General features: G+C 67.8%; 1 protein-coding gene and 1 pseudogene. Both read left to right on the top strand.

Annotation, left to right across the window (positions count from 1 at the left end):
• Window positions 1–1,191, top strand: a pseudogene (locus NGB36_RS32980) (ISAzo13 family transposase); the annotation flags it as partial.
• Window positions 1,192–1,294: 103 nt separating this feature from the next.
• Complete coding sequence (locus tag NGB36_RS34150) at window positions 1,295–1,684, top strand: helix-turn-helix domain-containing protein (RefSeq protein ID WP_505016757.1); 390 nt, start codon at window positions 1,295–1,297, stop codon at window positions 1,682–1,684.
• Window positions 1,685–1,698 lie beyond the last annotated feature (14 nt).

The raw sequence follows: 1,698 nt of genomic DNA, 5'->3' as shown, positions 1-1,698 counted from the left end.
TGATCAACTCGCCGTCAGATTCGCGGTGTTGTTTCCGCACCTGGACGAGCGTCAGCGCCGTCTGCTGATGGGATCCGAGGCCCGGATCCTGGGGCATGGCGGGATCCGGGCTGTCGCGCAGGCGGCCGAGGTCAGCGAGACCACGGTCTGCAAAGGCGTCGACGAGCTGGAAGTGGGCGCGGAGCCTTTGGGCCGGGTCCGCCGCCCCGGCGGCGGGCGCAAGAGGGCCGCCGAGGTGGATCCGGGATTGCGACCTGCACTGTTGGCGCTGGTCGAGCCGGATATGCGCGGGGACCCGATGTCTCCACTGCGCTGGACGACGAAGTCGACGCGCAAGCTCGCCGACGAACTCACCCGGCAAGGCCATCGCGTCTCGGCGGACACCGTCGGCGACCTGCTGCGCGAGGAGGGCTTCAGCTTGCAGGCCAACGCCAAGACGATCGAGGGCACGCAGCACCCGGACCGCGACGCGCAGTTCCGCTACATCAATGAACAAGCCCGCGATCACCGGGACGCCGGGGACCCGGTGATCAGCGTGGACACCAAGAAGAAAGAACTGGTCGGCGAGTACAAGAACGCCGGCCGCGAGTGGCAGCCTCAAGGCGAGCCGGTGAAGGTCAAGACGCACGACTTCCTCGACCGGCAGGGGCCGGGCAAGGCGATACCGTACGGGATCTACGACGTCGCCGCGCACACCGGCTGGGTCAACGTCGGATGCGACCACGACACCGCCGCATTCGCGGTGGCCTCGATCCGCCGCTGGTGGCACGCCCGCGGCCGGCGCGACTACCCGCACGCCGCACGGCTGCTGATCACCGCGGACGCCGGCGGCTCCAACGGCTACCGCACCCGTGCCTGGAAGACTGAACTCGCAGCGCTGGCCGCCGAGACCGGCCTGGACATCACGGTATGCCACCTACCTCCTGGAACTTCGAAGTGGAACAAAGTGGAGCACCGGCTGTTCTCCCACATCAGCCTCAACTGGCGCAGCAGACCGCTGACCAGCCATGAAGTCATCGTGAACACCATCGCGGCGACCACCACCCGCACCGGACTGCGTGTCGAGGCCGCACTCGACCCAAGCACCTACGACACCGGGATCAAGGTCACCGACGCCCACATCGACGCGCTGCCGATGAGCCGGCACCGCTTCCACGGGCGACTGGAACTACACCCTCCACGCCGGACATCCGCACCCAGCCGTCCGCGACGCACCCCAGACCACCGAGCCCAAGGCCACCACCCCGCCCAGCGCCCCACCCCCAGCTCGCTGCACGACCCAGAACTGACCGGCATGACCATCGCGCAGCTGAACTCCCTGATCAACCGGCTGACCCCCGCCGTGGAGGAACAGCGTGAGCACATCCGGCGCCAACAGCGCGGCGGCGAGCGCCTCCGGGCCCCCGGAGCGGGAGCCAAGCCCAAGCTCCCCCCAGCTGACCGGATCCTGGCCACCGTGCTCTACCTGCGCAAACTCGGCACCCAAGACCTCATCGGCCAGCTCTTCGCCGTCAACAGGAGCACGATCACCGATGCGATCAATGAAGTCCGACCCCTCCTCGAACGGCACGGCAACCACATCACCGCCTCAACAGCCCGCTTCCGCACCTCGGCAGACATGATCGCGTTCCTCACGCCACAACCACCCAAGCCGACCCACACGAAGATCAAACCAGCGTGTTGATTCTCTGCGCGCCC

Origin of the sequence: Streptomyces humicola (assembly GCF_024436035.1) — a bacterium.
Classification (GTDB): Bacteria; Actinomycetota; Actinomycetes; order Streptomycetales; family Streptomycetaceae; genus Streptantibioticus_B; species Streptantibioticus_B humicola.
Note: the sequence above shows the minus strand (reverse complement) of the source record. Positions and strands in the feature narration are given on the sequence as shown.

Excerpts from the sequence above, each read along its gene's own strand:
- NGB36_RS34150 (WP_505016757.1), top strand. The coding sequence starts at position 1,295 with ATGACCATCGCGCAGCTGAACTCCCTGATCAACCGGCTGACCCCCGCC.